A 21710-nucleotide genomic window follows, 5' to 3' on the forward strand; every position below is an offset into this window, starting at 1 on the left:
CCCGCCAAGAGCCCGTAATGAAAAAAACCCTGATCGCGCTCGCGATTCTGAGCACCGCCAATGCCTATGCCGATGAAGGCATGTGGATGCCCCAGCAACTGCCGCAAGTCGCCAAACAATTGAAGGCCGCCGGCCTGAAGCTGGACCCGGCCACCCTGACCCAGCTGACCGCGTTCCCGATGAATGCCATCGTCAGCCTGGGCAATTGCTCGGCATCGTTTGTCTCGCCGCAAGGCCTGGTTGCCACCAACCACCATTGCGTGTACGACAGCGTCGCGCACAACTCCACCGCCGCCAACGATATCCTGACCAATGGTTTCCTGGCCAGGACGCTGGCGGAAGAGGTGCCGGCCAAGCCGGGCAGCCGCATCTACGTGACCAAGGACGTGTCGAACGTAACCACCAAGGTCATCACGCCGGACGTGGCGAAGCTCAACGGCAAGGCGCGCAGCGACGCGATTGAAAAGCACCAGAAAGCCCTGGTGGCCGAGTGCGAAAAAGATGAAGGCCACCGCTGCACGGTCGCCGCCTTCTACGGCAGCCTCGAGTACTACATGATCAAGCAGCTGGAAATCCGCGACGTGCGCCTGGTGCACGCGCCGCCAGCCGGCGTCGGCAAGTTCGGCGGCGATACGGACAACTGGATGTGGCCGCGCCACACCGGCGACTATGGCTTCTACCGCGCCTACGTCAGCAAGGATGGCAAGGCTGCCGACTACAACAAGGACAACGTTCCTTACCTGCCGAAGTCGCACCTGAAACTGGCCAAGGAAGGCGTCAAGGAAGGCGATTTCGTCATGGTGCTGGGCTACCCTGGCCGCACCAACCGCCACCGCCTGCCATCGGAAGTGGACTTCACGTTTGGCTGGAACTATCCGAGCTTCGTGAAAGCGTCGGGCGACGACCTGGCCATCATCGACCGCGAAACCAAGGGCGACCGCGACATGGCGCTGAAATACGCGGGCCGCGTCGCCAGCGTCAACAACTACTACAAGAACCGCCAGGGCATGCTGGATTCGTACGCGAACAGCGACTTCCTGGCCCGCAAGACCAAAGAACACGCGGACATGAAAGCCTGGGTCAACGCGGACGCCAAACGCAAGCAGGAATACGCGGCCGGCATCGACCAGGTGGAAGGCTTGATCGCCAAGCGCGACGCCGAAGTTAAACGCGACTTTGAACTGAGCAATGCCCAGCCACGCCTGCTGAACGCAGCGCGCCAGCTGTACCGCCTGGCCAATGAATCGCAAAAACCGAACGCCGAACGCAAAGCCGGCTACCAGGAACGCGACCTGCCGCGCATCAAGGCCAACATCGCCGCCATCTCGCGCAGCTACGACGCAAAAGTCGACCAGGCGCTGGTGCTGCACCACCTGGCCAAATATGCCGCGCAGCCAGCCGCCGAGCACAATGCCAACTGGGACGCCGCGGTCGGCGTGAAAGCCGGCATGGGCGCGGCGGAACTGAAAGCGGCGATGGACAAGCTGTACGCCGGCAGCAAGCTGGGCGACGCAGCCACCCGCGAAGCGTGGATTGGCAAGACCCCGGCCGACTTCAAGGCCAGCGACGATGCGTTCATCAAAGCCGCCGTCGCCATGTATGACGTGGCGATGAAGGAAGAAGCGCAAGAGGAAGAGCTGGCGGGCAACCTGCAGCAAGCCTATGCGACTTACATGAAAGCCAAGATTGCTTACATGACGTCCAAAGGCCAGGCTGTGTACCCTGACGCCAACAGCACCCTGCGCGTGACCTTCGGTAATATCGCCGGCCGCCCATGGGGCACCGCCGACGGCCTGGCATGGAATGCGTTCACCACCGTGAAAGGCATCACCGCGAAAGCCACCGGCGAAGGCGAGTTCAATGCGCCGAAAGCCCAGCTGGACGCCATCAAGAACAAGGACTTCGGCAAATACGTCGATCCGAAGCTGGGCACGGTGCCGGTCAACTTCCTGGCAACCCTGGACATCACGGGCGGCAACTCCGGTTCCGCCGCGCTGAACGCCAAGGGTGAATTCGTGGGCCTGGCCTTTGACGGCACCCTCGATTCCATCATTTCCGACTGGGACTTCAACAAGGCCAACACCCGCGACATCCAGGTCGACCTGCGCTACATGTTGTGGAACATGAAGCACATCGACAAGGCGGGCAACCTGCTGAAAGAAATGGGCGCGGAGTAATTTCGCAGGCCACGGCGCTGGCGTTCCGCTGCCGCTGTAGGGCGGTTTCGCGTCAGCGAAGCCGCCATTGCATGCAGCCCGACATTGTCCGCCACCGTGGCGGCGCATGCATGGTGGCTTCCGCTAGCGCGGAAACCACCCTACGCATTTACGATTCTCAAGCCAGCGATCCCCACCACAATCAGCGCAATCAACATCAGCCGCAACGGCGACGCGCTCTCCCCGAAATACACGATCCCCAGCGCCGCCACGCCGGCCGCGCCCAGTCCCGTAAACACGGCAAAGGCCGTCCCCACCGGTAACTGCTTGAGCGAGACCGTCAGCAAGACAATCGCCCCGTTGGCCAGCGCCAGCCCCAGCACACTGGGCCACAGGCGGGTCCAGCCCTGCGCGTATTTCAAAGCGATGGCCATGCCGACATCGGCGATGGCCGCCGCCAGCAGCAATAGCCAGGCCCCCATCACACGCGCTCCCCCACCGCGCAAGCCGCCACCCGCCTGGTTTGCGCCACGCCGCGCCGCACCGCATCGCGTGCGCCGATACGCGCCAGCCAGCTTGCCACGTGCGGATACTCGGCCATATCGATCCCCAGTTCCTGGTGCGACACCAGCCACGGCCACGTCGCGATGTCGGCAATCGAATATGCGCCGCCCGCCAGCCATGCATGCGTGGCGAGGCGCTGCTCATAGACGCCATACAGCCGCCGCACTTCGCGGTCATAGCGCTGCAAGGCCTGCGCGTTATCTTTCCCGCTTTCCTTGGCTGTATGGCGGAACCACCACAGTTGCCCCAGCATCGGCCCCACGCTGCCCACTTGCATGAACAGCCATTGCAGCACGTCGCTGCGCGCCGCGCCAGACGCTGGCAGCAAACGGCCCGCCTTGTCCGCCAGGTGGATCAGGATCGCGCCGGATTCAAACACCGCGCGCCCGTCATCGACCAGCAGCGGAATCTTGTGGTTCGGGCTCATCGCCGCAAATGCTTCCGTGTGCTGTTCGCCCGCATTCAGGTCGACCAGTTGCACCGTGTGCGGCAGTTCCAGTTCCTGCAAGGCGATGGTGGCTTTGTGGCCGTTGGGCGTATCGGCGGTGTACAGGGTCAGCATGGTGAAACTCCTTGTCGGTGAATGATAGAGCCCAGTATAGATTCGGCAAAAACGCATTAATATTCTGAATATCCTCAAAATAGTTATGCAAATATGCCGAACCAACCCGACCGCCTCGACTGGGAAGATTTACGCTATTTCGCGGCAGTCTGCGATGGCGGCAGCATCGCCGCGGCGGCGCGCGCGCTGGCCGTCAGCCACTCGACTGTCCTGCGCCGGCTGGACAGCCTGGAACGCACTCTGGGCGTGCGCCTGTTCGAACGCTTCCAGACCGGCTATGTGATGACGCCGGCCGGCGACACGCTGCGTGAAAAAATGGGACCGCTGGCGGAACAGGTGGCGGCCGCGCAGCGCGCCGTCGAAGGGCGCGACACGGCGCTGTCCGGCGAGATCCGCATCACCACCACCGATACCCTGGCGCGCTCGATGCTGTTGCCGGCGCTGGCCCGCTTCCGCCTGCTGCATCCGGACGTGCGGCTGCACCTGGTGGTCAACAATGCGTTTTTAAACTTGAACCGGCGCGAAACGGATATCGCGCTGCGCCCGTCGAATACGCCGCCCGAGACGCTGGTGGGCAAGCGCCTCGGCGCCATGCACAGCGCCATCTTTGGCGCCCCAAGCTACCTGAAAGCCGCGCGGAGCCGGGGCATCGCGCCGGACAACTGGGCCGCACATGACTGGGTCGGCCTTGACGATTCCCTGGCGCACCTGGCGCAGGCGCGCTGGCTGGCGGACAACGTGCCGGAACAGCGCATCGCCCTGCGCGCCGACAGTTTGCTGAACATGGTGGACGCCGTGCGTACAGGCATTGGCCTGGCGCCGCTGCTGCTGCACCTGGCCGGCAATGACCGCCACCTGCGCCAGCTGGCCCCACCCGATCCCGCCTTCGATACCGGACTATGGCTGCTGACGCACCGCGACCTGAAAGACACGGCCCGCATCCGCGCGCTGCTCGATTTCCTGTACGGCGAGTTGCGCACTTTTTTCACGCCTGAGGTACATTGACATCTTATTCCTTCAACAACAACCGGAGTCTGTGATGCCCAAGAAAATCGCTGTCCTGATTGGCAGCCTGCGCAAGGATTCGCTGAACCGCAAATTTGCCCAGGAATTGATCGCGCTGGCGCCCGCGTCGCTGGAATTCGAAGTGGCGGAAATTGGCGACCTGGCCTTGTATAACCAGGACCTCGACGATGCCGGCGCCGCGCCCGCGCCCTGGACCCGCTTCCGCGAACAGTTGGCCAAGGTGGACGGCGTGCTGTTTGTCTCGCCCGAATACAACCGTTCGATGCCCGCCACCATCAAGAATGCGATCGACGTCGGCTCGCGTCCGTGGGGCAAGAGCATCTGGAATGGCAAGGCCGCCGCGGTCTTCACGGCGTCGCCCGGCGGCGTGGGCGGCTTTGGCGCCAACCATGCGATCCGCCAGTCGCTGGTGGCCCTGAACGTGGCCACCATGCCGGCGCCGGAAGCCTACATCGGCAACGCGGCCAACCTGCTGGGCCCGGACGGCCGGGTTAATAATGACCAGACGCGCGAAGTGCTGGCCAAGTTTGTCAATGCGTTTGCCACCTGGGTGGACAAGAACGCCCCTGCCGCGTAATCAAACCCGGGCCGGCGCAATACGGGAAAGACGGAACCCCACCGCAAACCCCGCGCCGGCCAGGCCCCACACCAGCGCCGAGACGATTTCAAACATATTGCGCAATTCCGGGTGCGAAACCATCAGCGGCCACAAGACCAGCCCGCGCAACAGGCATACCGCCGCCATCCCACACAACATCAGGCGCAGCAACGGCAAACGCCGGATGCCGCCGGCGGCGGAAAACGCATAGGCGGCGCACAGCGCCATCAGCGCGGCGATCACTGCGGCGCTGATGGGCGCCAGCCAGGTCCCGTCGCGCGCCGAGGCGACGACGACGGGCGGCGCGCCAAACCAGGCATACCAGGCGGCCCCGCCCGCGATCGCCGCCACATGTATCAACGCCCCCAGCACGGCAATCCCGCCCGCCATTCGTACCCACACCACACCTGCCTGCTTCATGCGTCCTCCAAACAAAAATCACAGGCAGCGATAGTAAGCTGGGAATATAAATTTAACAATATTCACTTGAGTGCGATATCGCGCGGGTGCTAGCATGACGGGCTTACCGGAGTCCTGCCCATGCCTGTCCGTCCCTTGTTATCCGCGATCGCCTTGGCGGCGCTGCTTGCCGCCTGTGGCGGCGCCGATACCCCTGCCACCTCCGCAGACACCACGCGCGTGCGCCAGGGCCAGGCCATTGATACTGAAACAGCCTACTGGTTTTCGCCAGGCCTGCGCGCCAATTACACGGTGACTGCCGCCAATGGCATGCTGACCATCACGGACAATGTCGGCAGCATGCCGGTGCGCAGCGGCCCAGTGCCGAAACTTGTGAGGTTCGCCGATAGCCTGCTGGCGTTCGAACCGGATGGTGCGCCGGGCCAGGCATACCGTATTTACCAGGCAGCCTTCGACCGCAAGCCCGATGGCGCGGGCCTGGGCTACTGGATTAGCACCATGCGCAACGGCGCCAGCGTCTTCGAAGTGGCGGCAGCCTTTGTCGCGTCCGACGAATTCAAGACCCTGTATGGCGCAGCGCCGTCGAACCGCGCGATGGTGACGCAGTTTTACCGCAACGTCTTGCACCGGGCGCCGGACCAGGCCGGCCTGGATTACTGGGTCGACGTGCTCGACCGGGGCGCCGCCACGCCGGCCGCCGTGCTGGCCAGTTTCAGCGAAGGGCCGGAAAACAAGCAGCAGGTGGCGGACGCCATCGCCAACGGCATCGCTTACACCCCTTATCCCGGCATCGCTTATAGCCCGGACGATGCCTATCTCAGCGCAGGCGGAGAGCTGGACACGTGCCGCTGGTTTGACTGGAGCGCGGGCGGCGCGGCGGCCGGATGGAACAATGGCCTGACTTTGCAGACCAGCGCCACGGCCAGCCCGTCGCTGGGAAAAATCATTTCGCAGTTCAGCGTGCGCGATGACTTCACCGTGGAAATCAACGTCAATGTCGATGACGCGTTTGAACAGGCGATCCCGGGCAATGCGCAAAAATATGCGGGGTTCGGCGTGCAAGTGGATAACCACAATTACGCGCTGCTCAGCCTGGCGCGTGAAGGAACGCGGACCGTCATCAAGCCACTGGTGGCGCGCAACGGCGTGTTTGACAACCTGCCGGTGGCGGCCCTCTCTGGCCGCAGCGCGCGGTTGCGCATCGCCTCCATCGGCGGCACGCTGTCGTTCGGCTATTGGAACGCCGACAATACCGCACTGATCCCGCTGGGCGGCACGGCCAGGCTGGGCGACGGCGAATACCAAGTGACCATTAACGCCAACACTATCGGCGTGCAGCAGGCGTTCACAGCCACGTTTGGCAATTTCCAGGCCGGCAGCGGCAGCACCACCAGCTTCCGTCCCTACATCAAGGGACCGCTGGCCACGCGCAGCGGCTTCATGACCGGCGGCGTCATCGAAGGCTATCCGTACGATAAATTCCTGGGCGCGGACAACTGGGGTAATACCGACATGTACGCCGTGCTGGCCGCCAACGGCATGCAATGGCAGCGGGTGGCCGTCACCACGCAATCCATCGCCACGCTGCGCAATACGCCTGTCAGCAACTGGAAGTCGCTGCCATGGGATGGCAATTACTGGCAATCGCAGGAAGTCGTCGATGAAATGCTGCGGCTGGGGAAAAATCAGGGGCTCAATCCGCTGCTGGTGTTTTACTTCAGCGATATTGCCGCCAATTCCGGCAACCAGAACGCGCCTGCCGCATGGAAGGGCTTGTCGGTGGAAGAAACCGCCAACCGCCTGCGCCAGCATACCCACGACGTGGCGGCCGCCTACAAGGCCAAAGGCTACAACATTGCGGTCTATGAACTGGGCAATGAAATCGATTCCGGCATCCTGAATTTTACCGCCGGCGACCGCATTCCCTTGCCAGCCAGCGGCGATCCCGTGGGCGACCTGGCCTACATGCGCGACAAAGTGTGGTCGGTGGAAGCCACCCTGCTGAAAGCCGCTGCGGAAGGCGTGAAAAGCGTGAATCCCGACGCGAAATTCGTGCTGCACGCGGCCATGACAGGCGTGACGCCAAGCGACGTCTATGTCAAAGCGTTTTACAAGGCCATGAAGGACTTCGGCGTGCCCTACGACATTGCCGGCCTGTCGATTCCTTATCCGCAGGGACAATGGAATTTGCACCGCTACAGCCAGCAATGCTGGTTCCAGCGCCTGCAGGAAACCACTGACTACATTGCCCGCATCGGCAAGCAAAGCATGATCAGCGAAGCGTCATATGCCAGCAGCGCGGCCGGCACCGTCGCCGCGCCAATGGCGGGATTCCCGTATACGGAAGCGGGACAAGCCGAGTGGGTGCGCGAATACCTGCGCTTTGCCAACAATAATCCCAACATGGCAGGCTTCATGTATTTCTATCCGGACTGGTACGCGGGCCGCTCGCGCAACGACCCGGGCACGCTGGTACTGGACAGTTATGGCTTGTTCTATCCGGATAAAACCGCCAAGCCGGCGCTGAAGGCATTCAAATTACCGCTGGCTGCGCCGCAATAAGCAGCGGCACGGCATTCATCGCCGCTTCACCGCCACGATGCCATAGGCCGGATCTTCCGGCCGCAGCGCCACTTCCCGCATCACCCGGCTGCCGTCGCGTCCCGCCTCGACGGCAGCCAGCACCGGCGCCCCGCCGCGCCGCACGATCGCCAGATCGGCGCCGGGGAACCGCTGCGCCAAGCTGGCCAGCGCCGGGCCATCGGCTTCGCCGCCCGCATAAATGCGGTATGACGTCCCTTTGCCATCCGAGAAATCCATCATCACGCCCGGCACCGCCGCCAAATCCGGCTGGCCCGGTTGTTCTGGCTGGCCCGGCAAGGCGGCATCATGGTTCCCGGTCACGGCCGGCATCACTGTCAGGCGCACGGCGCCCGCGCCCAGCTTCAAGGTATAGGCCCCCCACATGCCCAGTACCTGGATCCGGCGCACACCCTGTCCCCGCACTTCCGTCGTGCACTGGCCGCCCGGCGTGGCCACCACGGCCACGGCGCGGTCCAGCCGCTGGCGCGCCAGCCAGGCCAGTTGCGCGGGGCCGCAGCCGCGCAACAGCACCAGGTCCACCGGCGGCACCTCCACCGCCCCGCCGTCGGGATCGACCAAGACCGTCATGCCCTTGAAACGCACCAGCGCGCGGCCGCCGTCGAAGCGGATCGCATCGCCGCCATCACGCTGCGGCTGCGCGGTATGCACCGTGGCGCCCGCCCCCTGCACTTTCGGCGCGATGGCCACCGTCGCCAGCGCCGACAGCAGCGCCGTGCAAATGCCGACTTTCAACCCGATATGCAACCGGTTCCGTTGCTTCATTTTCTGGTTCATTTGCCGCTTCATTTGCCACCTCCGCACGCAGACGCCGGGCGCACATGCACCCTGGCCGGAAATCCAGTGGAGCATGGCAATCCGGGCCGCCATATGAAGGAGCGCAAGCCCGGCGCAAAGCGCCTGAAAAAAGGCCGCCGCGCGGCATGGGGCGCGGCTGGCGCGCCACACCGGTGATACAATTCTTCCCCTGCGCCTACCCGGCCGATCCCGCAGTTTCCATCGACATATCCTCTGAGATCCAGACGCCATGCACCCAGAAATGCTCACGCCTTATGAAAAGGGCAACCGTAACCAGACCACCCTTTGGACCGAATGCATCGCCTTTTATGAAGAATTGGCGCGCCGTTTCCCGCAGGTGCTGCGCTTCGGCCAGATCGGCGTTTCCGATGGCGGGATTCCGATCCACCAGGGCGTGGTCAGCTTTGATGGCGTGTTCGACCGCGACGCCATCAAGCGCGCCGGCCGCACGGTGTTCTTCAACAATAACGGCATCCACCCGGGCGAACCGGAAGGCGTGGACGCCTGCATGGCCATGGTGCGCGACCTGTGCTTCGAACCGGAGCGCCTGGCGGCGCTGGGCGACACCGTGCTGCTGTTCGTGCCGGTCTATAACGTCGATGGTTGCCTGAACCGCGCCGATACCTCGCGCGTAAACCAGGATGGCCCGGAACAATTCGGTTTCCGTGGCAACAGCCGCCACCTGGACTTGAACCGCGACTTCATCAAGTGCGACAGCGTCAATGCGCAAGTGTTCAACCAGTTGATCACGGCCTGGGACCCGGACGTGATGGTCGATACCCACACGTCGAACGGCGCCGATTACACGTACACGATGACCCTGATCCACACCCAGGCTGACAAGCTTGGCGGCGGCCTCGGTCAATTCCTGCGCAACACCATGCTGCCGGCGATCTATAGCGACATGGACCGGCGCGGCTGGCCGACCTGCCCGTACGTCAATCCGATGACCGACGTGCCGGACGACGGCCTGGTGGAATTCCTCGAAGTGCCGCGCTTCTCGACCGGCTTCACGGCGCTGCACCACATCATCGGCTTCATGCCGGAAACCCACATGCTGAAACCCTTCGCGGACCGCTACGATTCGATGCGCGCGCTGGTGGAATCCGTGATGGCGTTCACCGTCGCCAATGGCGCGCACATCAGGCAGTTGCGCGCCGCCGCCAAAGCCGAAGGCCGCACCCGCGCCGAATGGCCCGTCATGTGGCAACTCGATGAAACCAATACGGCGACCTTCCGCTTCAAGGGCTATGCGGCCAAGCGCCACGCCAGCGTGATCGGCAATTACACGCGCCTGTCGTATGACCGCTCGCAGCCGTGGGAACGCGATATCAAGTACTACAACAGCTTCCCCGTCAGCGTGGCGGTGCGCGCCCCGAAAATGTACGTGGTGCCGCAGCAGTGGCGTGAAGTCATCGCGCGCCTGCAATGGAACGGCGTGCAAATGACGCGCGTCGAACAGGCCACCACCGTCGAGGCGCAGTACTACCACATCGCGTCCGTGACTTCGCGCCCGACCGCGTACGAAGGCCACATGTTCCACGATGACGTGCAGGTCGAAGCGCGCACCGGCGCGTTCGGGCTGGCGGTGGGCGACTACCTGGTGCCGCTGGACCAGGACAACGCCCGCTATGCGGTGGAAACCCTGGAACCGCAAGGCCACGACAGTTTCTTCCGCTGGGGCTTCTTCAACAGCGTGCTGGAAAAGAAGGAAGCGTTTTCCGATTACGTGTTCGAAGACCTGGCGCTGGAAATGCTGGAAACCGAACCGGAACTGCGTACGAAATTCGAGGCCTGGAAACAGGCCAACCCGGAACTGCTGGCCAACCAGGACGCGGTGCTGACCTTCATCTTCCACAACGGCAAACGCCATGCGGAACCTGAATGGCGCCGCTACCCGGTGCTGTCGGTGTTCTGACCTGCCAGTCTCTTTGAAATACGTAGGGCGGTAAGCCACAGGCTTGCCGCCGTGCGTGCTCTGCCGCGCTGCGTGATGCCGGCGCAACGCCGGCATGGCGGCTTTGCTGCGCAAAACCGCCCTACGGATTCATGGTTCCCACATGCATTACGCTTTAAATCCCCGCACCTTCTTCTACAGTCATTACTTCCACCTGGGCCTGCGCTTTGCCGCAGGCCTGATTGGCGTCACCCTGATCGCCTTGCCGCTGTCCGACATGAACACGGCAATGACGGTCTGCATCGGCGCGCTGTGCACGGCGCTGATGGACATGCCCAGTCCCCTGCGCCACAAATTCAATGAAATGCTGGCGTCGGTGCTGCTGTGCACGGGCGTGACCCTGGTCATCAGCCTGTGCGGGCCGTATCCGTGGCTGTTGATGCCGATGATGGTGGCGGTCAGCTTCTTTGCCTGCATGATGGTGGTGTACGGTAAAAAGTCGATGCCGCTGCAACTGGCGGCGCTGTTCATCATGACCATGTCGATGGAGCACACGATGACGGCGCGCCAGGCGCTCGGCCATACCGGCTTGTTCCTGCTGGGCAGCGTCGCCTATCTCGGCTATGCGATGGCGCTGGCCTGGCTGCTGCGCCACCGCATCAAGCAGCAGGTGCTGGCCGAGGCGCTGTTCGAGCTGGCCGCCTACATCGACATCAAGGCGGATTTCTACGACACGCGCTTCAACCTGACGGAACAGTTCAACCGCCTGGTGCGCCACCAGAGCGTGCTGGCCGACCGCCAGCAGGCGTCGCGCGATCTGATCCTGCGCGCCCACCAGAACCGCAAGGACGCGATCGTGGTGCAAATCCACGTGTGCATGCTGGACTTGTATGAACTGGTGTTATCGACCCATACGGATTACGCGCTGCTGCGCGCCCACCTGGCCGATTCGCCGGTGCTGAAAGCACTGCACGACCTGGCGTATAAAGCGGCGCGCGATATCGAATCGGTCGGCTATGCCGTCACGCGCAAGCAGGCGTCCACGCAGGCGATCGATTACAGCGCCGAACTCGATACCCTGGAGCGCCACATTGCGCAATTGCAGCAGCAGGTGGCGGCGGGCGTTCCGGCGCAGGAAGCGCTGGCCGTGCTGCGCGCGCAGCGCAACAAGATCCGCGCCCTGATCCGCGCCATCGGCGAATTGCACGTGGCCAGTCAAAAGGCTTACGACGGCACGCCGTTCTGGGTCGACGCCGACATGCAGCCGTTCCTGTCGCAGCAAAAATATGAATTGCAGCTGATGTGGTCGCACCTGCGGCGCGATTCGCCGGTGTTCCGCTTTGCGCTGCGCGTGGCGCTGGCCATCAGCACAGGGCTGGCCGTGGCGGAGTGGCTACCCTATGCGGCGCACAGTTACTGGATCGTGCTGACCATCGTCATCATCCTGAAACCGTCGTTTGCCATCACCAAACAGCGCCGTGCCGACCGTATCGTCGGCACCGTGATCGGTTGTGTGATCACGGCGCTGGTGCTGAAGTTTTTCCCGTACACGCCGGTCATCATCGGTGTGCTGATCCTGGCCACCGTGGCCACGCCGACTTTCCTGTATGTGCGCTACCGCTACGCGGCGATTTCCGTGTCGGTGATGATCCTGCTGCAAATGTACCTGGTCGCTCCCGGCAATACGAATCTCGTGATGGAACGGCTGGTCGATACGTTTATCGGCGCGGCGGTCGCCACGCTGTTCAGCTTTGTGCTGCCGAACTGGGAATTCCAGTCGCTGCCGCGCCTGGTGCGGCAAGTGCTGGAAGCGAATTTGCGCTACATGGAATCAAGCTTTGAACTGTTGCAGGGCAAGTGCCGCAACGATTTCCGCTACCGCATCGACCGCAAGCACCTGATGGACAGCCTGGCCGCGCTGTCCGCCGCGATGGTGCGCATGCTCGATGAACCGGCCAGCAAGCAGCGCGCGGCGGAAGACATCAATTTGTTCGTGGTGCAGAATTACCTGCTGGTGGCGCACGTGGCGGCGCTGCGCGCGATCCTGCGCCGCCACGTCAACGATATTCCGGCAAGTCCCGTCAATGCGCTGCTGGAGCACAGCCATGCGCAAGTCTGCAAACCGCTGGCGCGCGCCCTGGCGCAAACGCTGGCACAGCAAGACGCCAGCGTTGCCACCAAGCAGGATGCACCGGCACCGGAAATCCACGGCGACGCGGTGGCCTGGTCCGGCTGGCCGCTGGTGCAGCGGCGCATCCGCCTGCTGCAGGCCGATGCGGAAAAAATCATCGTGCACAGCGAGGCGATCCGCCGCAACGCCACGGTCTAGGCAACGCGCGGCAGGCTGATTCGGGATTCACTTGGCGTACTGGTTCAGGACGGCGGCAACACTGCCATCCTGCACCAGCGCATCGATGGCATGCTCGGCCTGGGCGAACGGGATTTTCGAGCGCAGTGAAAACGCGCACTGCGTCATCACCGTCGCATACACGACTTCCTTGCGCAGCGGCAGCGACGGTTCCTGGCGCATGCGGTATTCATACGCGGTCTGGTCGATCGTCGCATAGTGCATGCGGCCCACGAGCAGCTTGCGGAGATTGAGTTCCGTGCTGGGCGCATCTTCGCGCGCAAAATGCTTGCCCAGCGCACGCTCGAGTTCCGGATAGCGGTAGCCGATCACGGTGCCGATCGGCTTGTCGGCCAACTCGCCCAGTGATTTCACGACCGGCGCTTCCTTGCGCGCCACGATGACCGCGTTGGACGTAATGAACGGCTTGCTCCAGTTATAGCGGCCATCGATCCATACCGGCACCACATAGCACAGCGCATCGGCGCCGCCGGCGGACAGTACTTCGCTGACCCGCTTGCTGGGCACGCTGACATACACGGCGCGCCGCTCCATGCGCCGCGCAATCAAATCGCCCAGGTCTTTCAGCACGCCATCGACCAGCATGCCGTCGCGGAATTGCGCCATCGGCATGGTGTGGTTGGTGGGGGCGATGAAGACGATGTCTTGCTGCTGCGCGATGACGGCGCCGTGCGCCAGGGCGCAGAGGGTCAGCAAGGCGGACGGGATGGGTTTCATGGATGGGCCGTAGGGTGATTTCAGTATAGCTGAGCATTCCCACGCTGGCACCGGTTCGCTGCGGTCATGCCACGGCAATGACACGCCGGCGACACACCGCAGCAACAGCGGGTATCATGGCAGCCGGTCTTTGTTTCGCTGTCATCCGATGTCATCTTGCCAAAGCTGCGGCGCCTGCTGCGCCAATTTCCGTGTTTCGTTTTACTGGGCCGAGTCCGACGACCATCCGGGCGGCTCGGTGCCGGCCCGCCTGGTGATTCCCGTTACGCCGCACCACGTGGCGATGCGCGGCACCGAGCGCAAGCCGGTGCGCTGCATTGCGCTGCAGGGGGAAGTCGGGACGTCGGTGGGATGTTCGATTTACCTGCAGCGCTCCTCGACCTGCCGCGAATTCACGGAAGGCACGCCGGAATGCGACAAGGCGCGTGCGGCGCACGGATTGCCCGCGCTGGCCGCCGTCGAAGAAGGGTGAACCGCTTTCACCTCACGCGTGACACACGCGGTTACGCCCCGTTTCCTTGGCCTTGTACAGCAACTCATCGGCCTTTTGCAGCATGGCTTCCGCCGTGCCCGCCGCGTAATCGGCATACACGCCCATGCTCATCGTGACCTTCAGGTTTGGATGCACTTCGTGCCACGGGTGCGCTTCAATCATGGCGCGCAACTTGTCACACAGCACGGCTGCCTGGCCGGCGTCGGTGTCCGGCAGCGCCAGCACGAATTCTTCACCGCCATAACGCGCCACCAGGTCGGACAGGCGCACGTGCTGGCGCAGGATCGCGCCGACGTGGCGCAACACCACGTCGCCCGTCGCATGCGAGAAGTTATCGTTGATCTTCTTGAAGAAATCGATATCGCCAATGACCAGGCTGATCGGACGCTTGTGGCGCACGGCCTGGTGGTACAAGGTATTGGCCTGTTCATCGAAGTGGCGGCGGTTGTACAGGCTGGTCAGCGCATCGCGGATGCTCAGCTCTTTCAGCTGTTCGGCCTGTTCCAGGATGGTCTGGTGCGACGCTTTTAATTCTTCATGGCTGCGCGCCAGCTGTTCACTCATTTCATTGAAGGCGCCGGCCAGCGCCGCCACTTCATCCTTGCCGTCCACCGGCACTTGCTGGCGCAGCGCGCCGCCCTGCATGGCGCGCACCGCGCCCGTCAGTTTGCTCAGGCGGCTGCTGAGGCCACCGGCCAGCAGCAAGCCCAGGCCCAGCGCCAGCGCGGCCGCCGCACCGGCGCCGGCCAGCAGCGATGACTGCATCGCGTCGAGGAATTCCTGTTCCTGCTTGCTGGGGGTGATGACGCCCTCGGTCGAGACGTAGGCGACGGTTTCGCCTTTGACGACAATCGGGCGCGCCTTGGCGCGCGCCTCGTCGGCCAGCACGGAGCCGGGGCCATATAGTCCGGCGCCCAGCAGCACCGTGTAATGCTTGTCGGCCAGCACGAAGCGGAATGGCGGCGGGCCGCCGGGACGACCATCGCGGTCGCGCGGACGGGGGCCACGCTCGCCGTCGCCTTCCGCGCGCGGCGGGAAAGGAGAACCATCCAGCGCACGGCGCAGGTCGTCGCGGCTGCCGCCAGGGCGGCGGTCATCGGCGTGGCGCTCATCGGTACCACTGTCGTCGTTGTGGCCGTCACTGGCCGATGCTGGTGTGCTGGTTGCGGCGGCGGATGCGGCTGGGCCGTATCCGGCGCGGTACACCTGCGCTGGCGGCAGCGCACCCTGGACCTGCGGCGGGCGCTCGCCGTCGCGTGGACGGCCTTCCGGCGGCCCGTCACCGGGGCGGGGACGCATGCCGTCGCGCGGCGGCGGGCGCGAACCGTCGGCGGGCGGCCGCATGCCATCCCGTGGCGGTGAACGCATGCCGTCGTGTGGAGGCCATGGCTGACCGTCCGGTGGCGGCGGGCGCATGCCATCGCGCGGTGCGCGCCCCTCGTCGGCGCCGCCGGCACGAGGCTGGCCCGACTGGCCGTCAGGCTGTCGCGGTGCGCCATAGGCCGGTGGGCGCTGGCGCTCAGGTTGCCCGTCCGGTTGAGCACCATGTGGCTGGACACCACCCTGGCGTGGCGCACCATACGCTGGCGGCCGGGCACCATCCTGCGCTGGCTGGCGTGCATCGCCTGGCTGTTCCGGACGGAGGCGTCCATCCGGGCCCCGTTCCGGCCCCGGCTGTTCAGGCCGGCCATCCTGTCCGAGCCGCCGCTCTGGCGGACGGCGTTCGTCAGGACCGGGCCGGCCATCTTCGCCGGGGCCACCCCGGTGTGACTTCTGGTCGATACCCGGCGGCATGCGTTCCAGCATGTCACTGGCGCGTTCGCCCTGTGGTGGCGCCTCGGCCGTTTCCTTGCGCTGCACAAACCGGTCGAACGATTCGGTCGAGATGGCGGTTTCCCAGTCACCGTATTCGGTGAGGTAAGCCGTCATGTAGTGGTGGAAATGGTCCGCCGCCTGGTGATTGCGGATGCTATCGAACTTGGAATGCACGCTGTATGAAGTCAGGCCGCCCACCATGGCGACGGCCGCCAGTCCGGTAACAAACAGCGCCAGCATCAGCTTGATGCGCAAAGACATTGCAGCTCCCCTGATTTACTTGCTTATAAGTATCAATGATACCTGAGTGCCGGTTTGTTAATCACAGGGGGCCGAATCTCACAACAAGATATTCACATTTCAAATCGCCTGCATCACAAATGAAAAGTTCAATTATTTCTCGCCAGTCCATATACTTCAACGCAGCAACTCATTGAAAGGATGCACATCATGGAACTGTTCGCCATCATCACCACCGTTATCGGCGCCGCCGCCGTCGCTGCCCGCCTGTGCCTGCTGCCGGTACTGGATTGCTCGCTGGAAGAATTCGAAGCGCTGTCCCGCAAATAAAAAACCCGGCGCGCGGCCGGGTTTCATGGGGACGTACCAGGCTTAGACGCCTTGTGGCGCCGCCCCGCCATTGCGGTTCATGTTGGAATTGCGCATGCCATACAGGAAGTACATGGCCACGGCGGCCACCATCCAGATCGCGAAGATGCGGAAGGTGGTGGCCGACAGGTCGCGCATGATGTACAGGCAGGCGAAGATCGACAGGCACGGAATCAGGTAAGGACCGAACGGGACGCGGAAGCCCAGGCGGCCGCTGGTATCCCCCGTCAGCCGGTCTTTGCGGCGCAGCACCGGCACCGCCATCGACACCACCATGAACGCGGTCAGCGTACCCATGCTGACCATGTCCCACAGGAAGGTCGCATCGACCAGGCCCGCCACCAGCCCCACCACCACGCTGACGATCACCGTGTTGGCCACCGGCGCGGCCGTGCGCGGATTGACGCGCTTGAACGCTTTCGGGATCAGGCCATCCTTGGCAATCGCGTACAGGATGCGGGTCTGGCCGTAAATCGTCACCAGGGTCACGCTGAACACGGAAATCACTGCGCCCGCCGACAGCACCAGCGCCGGCCACGTTTTACCGGTCACATTCGACAGGATCACGGCCAGCCCGGCTTCCTGACCCGCGAACTTGGCGGCAGGCTGCGCGCCCAGCGCGGCCACGGCCACCAGCAAATAAAACACCGTCACGATGCCCAGCGCGGCCAGGATCCCGATCGGCACATTGCGTTTCGGGTCTTTGACTTCCTCACCCGCGGTGGCCACCGTGTCAAGGCCGATGAACGAGAAGAACACGGTGCCGGCGGCCGCCGTCACACCAGCCATGCCGCCCACGCTCTTGGCGCTGACTTCCGTGAAGAACGGGTGGAAGTTATTGATGTCGAACCCCGTGAAGGCGACCGCCACGAAGAAAATCAGGATCGCCAGCTTGACCAGCACCATCAAGGCATTGGTGGTGGCCGATTCCTTGGCGCCGCGCGCCAGCAGGAAGCAGCACAGCGCCACCAGGATCATCGGCGGCAAGTTGAAATGGCCCGCATGCCATTCCACCCCGTTCGGGCCGGACACGATCATGGGCTTGTGCAGCGCCGCCGGTATCTGCCAGCCGAAGGCATTGGTCAGGAAATTGTTCAGGTAATCGGACCAGCCAATGGCCGTGGCGCTGGCCGCCAGTCCGTATTCCAGCAGCAGGCAGGCCGCCATGATAAAGGCCAGGAATTCGCCGACGGTGGCGTAAGCAAACGAATACGACGAACCGGAAGCGGGAATGCGGAACGCCAGTTCGGCATAGCACAGCGCGGTCAAGCCGGCGGTAATCGCGGCCATCAGGAACGACAGGATCACGGCCGGGCCGGCCTTGGGAACTGCTTCAACCATCGTAAAGAAGATACCGGTGCCGATCGTGGCGCCCACGCCGATCATGGTCAGCGGGAACAGGCCGATCGAGCGTGCCAGGCCGGTCGAAGCGTGCGCATCGCCGTGGTCGGCTGCGGGCGGCTTGGTACGGGTCAATTTCTGGACCAGGGTTTGATTCACAGGCGATTCCTTGTATAGGTAGAGCTGCCGCGCCGGTTGTGCCGCCGCGTCCTGCTGCGATTCTCAGAAAACTAGCGATTATAGGGCTACACCGGTTGCCCCCACGAGCATTATTTGTACAAGAAGGCAACTGTGTTGCGGACTGTGGCAGTTACACATACTTACTTTTGATACAGCTCACGGGCTAGCTTTGCGTTATTGCAAAACGATAATCTTGAGGCTCGTACAAAACCAAGGAAAACAAGGAGCCCAGGATGGCCATCATCAAGAAAATCCCAACCGTCAGCAACCGTGTGCCTGCCATGGCCGCCATGGCAACAGGTTCCGTGATTATTCTGTGTGTGGCCGCGACCGCAGCCATCCTGGGCTGGATGCCTGCGCACCAGCAGCGCGCCAACGCGCTGCCGCCGGTGTCGTCGGCGCCGGAAGCCGTCGACAGCGCGCTGCGCAAAGTGTCGCTGCCGGCCGCACCGGCCGCCAAGCAGCACGCGCCGCGCACACTGCAGACAGCGTCCGCGACGTAACCCCACCCGCCCCTTTCCCCGACGCCCCGTGGTTCACGCCACGGGGCGTTTTTTTGTCCGCCATTTATCAATTTGTTTTACCTATGAGACGGTGATTTTTATTTGAAACAGAAGTTGGGCTGAAACAGATTCTCAACTATATTTCATAGCCATGAACAACACGCCTGAACAAGACGATAACGGCGCCGATAAATACACGGTGCCTGGCCTGGAACGCGGCTTGCGCCTGCTGTGCGAATTCAGCCGCCATGAACGCAGCCTGTCCGCGCCGGAACTGGCCAGGCGCCTAGACGTGCCCCGTTCCACGGTATTCCGCCTGCTGGCGACCTTGGAACGCATGGGCTTTGTCGAGCGCAACGAAGGTGGCCGTGACTACAAGCTGGGCATGGCGGTGCTGCGGCTCGGCTTTGAATACCTGGCGTCGCTGGAGTTGACGGAAATCGGCCGCCCCTTGCTGGAACGCCTGCGCGAAGAGATCCAGTATTCCACCTGCCTGGTGGTGCGAGACCACCGCTCCATCGTGTACGTGGCCAAGGCCACCATGCCGGAGCCCTTCGTCAGCGCGGTCAATGTCGGCACCCGCCTGCCGGCACACGCCACGGTACTGGGCCGTGTCCTGCTGCAAGACATGAGCTTGCCGCAGTTGCGCGAACTCTATCCGGAAGAGCAACTGAAAGTGTATTCGGACAGCACGCCGAAGACGGTGCGGGACTTGTTCGCTCTGCTGCAGGCCGACCGCGAGCGCGGCTATGTGCAGGAGGAAGGCTTCCTGGAACGGGGGATCTGCACCGTGGCCGCGCCGGTGCGCGACCACAGTGGCCACATCGTCGCCGCGCTGGGCATCACGATTCCCGCACCGCGCATTGCCGCCAACGAGCTCGATTACATGGTGGCGCAGGTGTGCATGTCGGCCGCCGAACTGTCCCGCCTGCTGGACCATGCGCCGCCCCCTCAACCCGCCGTCACCGCGTAAGGAGCCACCATGCTGCATGTATCGATGATCGGTTGCGGCGCCATCGGCGCCGGCGTGATGGCGCTGCTGAAAAGCGATCCGGAAGTCGTGTTCGACCTCGTGATCGTGCCGAAGGCCGCACTGGAAACGGCCGGCGCCACCGTGCGCCAGTTGGCGCCGCACGCCAGGGTCGGCGTGGGTCTGAATGGATCGCGTCCGGACTTGCTGATCGAGTGCGCGGGCCACCGGGCAATTGAAGAACACATTATTCCCGCACTGGCATCCGGTATTCCATGCATGGTGGTGTCGGTCGGCGCGCTGTCCGAGCCCGGCCTGGCGGACAAGCTGGAGCTGGCCGCGCGGCGCGGCAAGACGCAGGTGCAATTGCTGTCCGGCGCGATCGGCGCCATCGATGCGCTGGCGGCCGCCCGCATCGGCGGCCTCGACTCCGTCGCCTACACGGGCAGCAAACCGCCCGCCGCCTGGAAAGGCACGCCTGCGGAACAGCAGGTGGACCTGGACCAGCTGGAACAGGCGGCCGTGATCTTTGAAGGCACGGCGCGCGAAGCGGCGCGCCTGTATCCAAAGAACGCCAATGTGGCGGCCACCCTGTCGCTGGCGGGCCTGGGCCTGGACCGCACGCAAGTGCGCTTGCTGGCCGATCCCGCCGTGACGGAAAACGTGCACCACGTGGCGGCGGCCGGCGCATTCGGCGACTTTGAATTGACGATGCGCGGCAAGCCGCTGCCGGCCAACCCGAAAACCTCGGCGCTGACCGTGTACAGCGTGGTGCGCGCCCTGAACAACCGCGCGCACGCGCTATCAATCTAAGCGGCGGAGGGCAAGGATGGAAGAAATACGCATCGCCACATGGTCGGAATTCATGGCGCTGACGGACACGCTCGATGCCTGGGCCTTCCGTGGCCAGCAGGATGCGCGCTGGCCGCTGCTGACCTCCCTGTCGCGCTACCTGCAAGCGTACATTCCCAATCAAGCCCTGTGGCGCGCCCGCGAAGAGCGTGCCATCCGCATTTTCCGGCGCAAGGCGCACAACTACCTCGGCGACATGCCGGGACTCGACAACATCCTGCGCTGTCTCGCACTGATGCAACACCATGGCGCCCCGACCCGGCTGCTGGACTTCACCAAGTCACCTTATGTGGCGGCGTTCTTTGCGCTGCAATCGGCCACCTGCGATGCGGCCGTCTATGCGCTCAATACTCCGAAGCTGTGGGTGGCGTCACCGGACGGTCCGCCCGGCATGGGCCGCGACCAGATCGACCCGCGCGTGCCGGGCAACTTTGAACAACTGTATCTGTCCAATGCCAACGCGATTATCTGGACCGGCGAGCCGGAGGAAATGGACCGGCGGCTGGTGGCGCAAGCCGGTACGCTGGTGGTGCCGGGCATGCTGGACAAGCCGCTCGATGAAATCCTGGGTTTTTATGGCGACAGCGGCGTGCTACTGAAGAAAATTGTGTTGCCGCTGGCGATGCGCTCGGAAGCCATGCGGGCGCTGTACCGGATGAATATCACGATGGCGACCTTGTTTCCCGATCTGGATGGGTTGGCGCGGTCGATTGGGTTGGAGCTGGAGATGACGTGGCCGGCGGGGGAAGGGGATACCAGTCGCCCACCGCATGCAGTTTAGTGGTACGCTAAAATGCACCAATAGTATGAATTTCGATCCACACCGGAGATCTGCCATGGGAACCGTGCGCAAGACCATCACATTGACTGATCAGCAAGACAACTGGATCAAAGCCCAGATTGACGCTGGCCACTACACCAACGACAGCGAGTACATCCGTGATCTTATCCGCCGTGAGCAGGAGCGCGGCGCGGAGATCGAAGCGATCCGCGCCGCACTAATAGAAGGAGAAGCCAGCGGGGAGCCACAGCCCTTCGATGTGAACGCGTTCAAGCAGCGCATGCGAGCAGCGCGTGGCTGAATATCGGCTCTCCCCGGCTGCAGAATTTGATCTGGAGACGATCTGGGAATACACGCTCAAACAATGGGACGAGCAACAGGCAAGCCGTTAGCTCAACAATTTGAAATTCATTAGGTTCAATGGTTGCTCGAAGCGTATTGAAACCGATAAACAATGCC

19 protein-coding genes are annotated in these 21710 nt (G+C 63.4%); 12 read left to right on the top strand and 7 right to left on the bottom strand.

Annotated features, from left to right (window positions below; translation table 11 throughout):
• The first annotated feature begins 17 nt into the window (after positions 1–17).
• On the top strand, positions 18–2177 hold the full coding sequence (locus tag AC1RRC_RS15700; RefSeq protein WP_493056425.1) for a S46 family peptidase: 2160 nt from the start codon (positions 18–20) through the stop codon (positions 2175–2177).
• 140 nt (positions 2178–2317) lie between these two features.
• Here the strand turns inward: AC1RRC_RS15700 and AC1RRC_RS15705 are convergent, their stop codons facing one another.
• Both AC1RRC_RS15705 and AC1RRC_RS15710 read right to left on the bottom strand, forming a co-directional pair.
• On the bottom strand, positions 2318–2638 hold the full coding sequence (locus tag AC1RRC_RS15705) for a DMT family transporter (RefSeq protein ID WP_493056427.1): 321 nt from the start codon (positions 2636–2638) through the stop codon (positions 2318–2320).
• Positions 2638–3282 (bottom strand): glutathione S-transferase family protein, encoded by a 645-nt coding sequence (locus tag AC1RRC_RS15710; RefSeq protein WP_493056428.1) that lies wholly within the window; start codon positions 3280–3282, stop codon positions 2638–2640. Before AC1RRC_RS15710 ends, AC1RRC_RS15705 begins: the two co-directional genes overlap by 1 nt.
• Before the next feature lie 93 nt (positions 3283–3375).
• Between AC1RRC_RS15710 and AC1RRC_RS15715 the strand changes: the two genes are divergently transcribed.
• Positions 3376–4287: a LysR family transcriptional regulator gene (locus AC1RRC_RS15715; protein ID WP_493056429.1), complete on the top strand. Its 912-nt coding sequence runs from the start codon at positions 3376–3378 to the stop codon at positions 4285–4287.
• 34 nt (positions 4288–4321) lie between these two features.
• Positions 4322–4885 (top strand): NADPH-dependent FMN reductase, encoded by a 564-nt coding sequence (locus AC1RRC_RS15720; RefSeq protein ID WP_493056430.1) that lies wholly within the window; start codon positions 4322–4324, stop codon positions 4883–4885.
• On the opposite strand, the gene AC1RRC_RS15725 is transcribed toward AC1RRC_RS15720, so the two are convergent.
• Entirely contained in the window at positions 4886–5326 is a 441-nt protein-coding gene (locus AC1RRC_RS15725; protein WP_493056431.1) for a hypothetical protein, read from the bottom strand.
• Positions 5327–5446: 120 nt separating this feature from the next.
• Between AC1RRC_RS15725 and AC1RRC_RS15730 the strand changes: the two genes are divergently transcribed.
• Positions 5447–7888 (top strand): glycosyl hydrolase 53 family protein, encoded by a 2442-nt coding sequence (locus tag AC1RRC_RS15730; protein ID WP_493056432.1) that lies wholly within the window; start codon positions 5447–5449, stop codon positions 7886–7888.
• Positions 7889–7903: 15 nt separating this feature from the next.
• Here AC1RRC_RS15730 and AC1RRC_RS15735 read toward each other — a convergent pair whose 3' ends face one another.
• Positions 7904–8716, bottom strand: coding sequence for a hypothetical protein (locus AC1RRC_RS15735; RefSeq protein ID WP_493056433.1), 813 nt, complete (start codon positions 8714–8716; stop codon positions 7904–7906).
• A 238-nt stretch (positions 8717–8954) separates the two neighbouring features.
• On the opposite strand from AC1RRC_RS15735, the gene AC1RRC_RS15740 reads away from it, so the two are divergent.
• Both AC1RRC_RS15740 and AC1RRC_RS15745 read left to right on the top strand, forming a co-directional pair.
• Entirely contained in the window at positions 8955–10643 is a 1689-nt protein-coding gene (locus tag AC1RRC_RS15740; protein WP_493056434.1) for a M14 family zinc carboxypeptidase, read from the top strand.
• Between the two features lie 142 nt (positions 10644–10785).
• Positions 10786–12951 (top strand): FUSC family protein, encoded by a 2166-nt coding sequence (locus AC1RRC_RS15745; RefSeq protein ID WP_493056435.1) that lies wholly within the window; start codon positions 10786–10788, stop codon positions 12949–12951.
• Between the two features lie 27 nt (positions 12952–12978).
• Here AC1RRC_RS15745 and AC1RRC_RS15750 read toward each other — a convergent pair whose 3' ends face one another.
• The gene (locus AC1RRC_RS15750; protein WP_493056438.1) at positions 12979–13707 is read right to left on the bottom strand and encodes a substrate-binding periplasmic protein; all 729 of its coding nucleotides are present in this window, start codon (positions 13705–13707) and stop codon (positions 12979–12981) included.
• A gap of 148 nt (positions 13708–13855) precedes the next feature.
• Between AC1RRC_RS15750 and AC1RRC_RS15755 the strand changes: the two genes are divergently transcribed.
• Entirely contained in the window at positions 13856–14179 is a 324-nt protein-coding gene (locus AC1RRC_RS15755) for a YkgJ family cysteine cluster protein (RefSeq protein WP_493056441.1), read from the top strand.
• A 12-nt stretch (positions 14180–14191) separates the two neighbouring features.
• Here AC1RRC_RS15755 and AC1RRC_RS15760 read toward each other — a convergent pair whose 3' ends face one another.
• Both AC1RRC_RS15760 and AC1RRC_RS15765 read right to left on the bottom strand, forming a co-directional pair.
• Positions 14192–16276 carry a sensor domain-containing diguanylate cyclase gene (locus tag AC1RRC_RS15760; protein WP_493056442.1) on the bottom strand — a complete coding sequence of 695 codons (2085 nt, stop codon included), beginning with the start codon at positions 16274–16276 and terminating at the stop codon, positions 14192–14194.
• A 351-nt stretch (positions 16277–16627) separates the two neighbouring features.
• Positions 16628–18124 carry an APC family permease gene (locus AC1RRC_RS15765; protein ID WP_493056444.1) on the bottom strand — a complete coding sequence of 499 codons (1497 nt, stop codon included), beginning with the start codon at positions 18122–18124 and terminating at the stop codon, positions 16628–16630.
• A 254-nt stretch (positions 18125–18378) separates the two neighbouring features.
• Here AC1RRC_RS15765 and AC1RRC_RS15770 point away from each other — a divergent pair, with 254 nt between their 5' ends.
• The 5 genes from AC1RRC_RS15770 to AC1RRC_RS15790 all read left to right on the top strand — a co-directional run bounded on the left by AC1RRC_RS15770 (position 18379) and on the right by AC1RRC_RS15790 (position 21552).
• On the top strand, positions 18379–18648 hold the full coding sequence (locus tag AC1RRC_RS15770; RefSeq protein ID WP_493056445.1) for a hypothetical protein: 270 nt from the start codon (positions 18379–18381) through the stop codon (positions 18646–18648).
• Between the two features lie 151 nt (positions 18649–18799).
• Entirely contained in the window at positions 18800–19621 is an 822-nt protein-coding gene (locus AC1RRC_RS15775; protein ID WP_493056446.1) for an IclR family transcriptional regulator, read from the top strand.
• 9 nt (positions 19622–19630) lie between these two features.
• Positions 19631–20431, top strand: a complete 801-nt coding sequence (locus tag AC1RRC_RS15780; RefSeq protein ID WP_493056447.1) for an aspartate dehydrogenase — start codon at positions 19631–19633, stop codon at positions 20429–20431.
• Between the two features lie 16 nt (positions 20432–20447).
• Entirely contained in the window at positions 20448–21251 is an 804-nt protein-coding gene (locus AC1RRC_RS15785) for an FRG domain-containing protein (protein ID WP_493056448.1), read from the top strand.
• A gap of 55 nt (positions 21252–21306) precedes the next feature.
• Positions 21307–21552 (top strand): type II toxin-antitoxin system ParD family antitoxin, encoded by a 246-nt coding sequence (locus AC1RRC_RS15790; RefSeq protein ID WP_493056449.1) that lies wholly within the window; start codon positions 21307–21309, stop codon positions 21550–21552.
• Positions 21553–21710 lie beyond the last annotated feature (158 nt).

Source organism: Pseudoduganella sp. GW821-FHT12E03 (assembly GCF_058807115.1).